This window comes from Pseudomonas sp. GW821-FHT09E12 (assembly GCF_059416085.1).
Genome location: NZ_JBWKOM010000021.1, coordinates 1 through 594 on the forward strand (window position 1 = coordinate 1; position 594 = coordinate 594).

1 protein-coding gene is annotated in these 594 nt (G+C 55.2%); it reads left to right on the forward strand.

Annotated elements, in window-relative coordinates; genetic code table 11:
* A partial coding sequence (locus tag AC07PQ_RS30710) for an EF-Tu C-terminal domain-related protein (protein WP_493186778.1) occupies positions 1 to 594 on the forward strand: 594 nt, incomplete at both ends.

The window sequence follows — 594 nt, forward strand, 5'->3', positions numbered from 1 at the left end:
GCTGGTAGAAACTCTGGATACCTACATCCCAGAGCCAGAGCGTGCTATCGACAAGCCGTTCCTGATGCCAATCGAAGACGTGTTCTCGATCTCCGGCCGCGGTACCGTGGTAACTGGTCGTGTTGAGCGTGGTATCGTTCGCATCCAGGAAGAAGTTGAGATCGTTGGTCTGCGCGACACTCAAAAAACCACCTGCACCGGTGTTGAGATGTTCCGCAAGCTGCTGGACGAAGGTCGTGCTGGTGAGAACTGCGGCGTTCTGCTGCGTGGCACCAAGCGTGACGACGTTGAGCGTGGTCAGGTTCTGGTTAAGCCAGGTACCGTTAAGCCGCACACCAAGTTCACTGCTGAAGTGTACGTTCTGAGCAAGGAAGAAGGCGGCCGTCATACTCCGTTCTTCAAAGGCTACCGTCCACAGTTCTACTTCCGTACTACTGACGTGACTGGTAACTGCGAGCTGCCAGAAGGCGTTGAAATGGTAATGCCGGGTGACAACATCCAGATGACTGTCACTCTGATCAAAACCATCGCGATGGAAGATGGTCTGCGTTTCGCTATCCGTGAAGGCGGTCGTACCGTCGGCGCTGGCGTCGT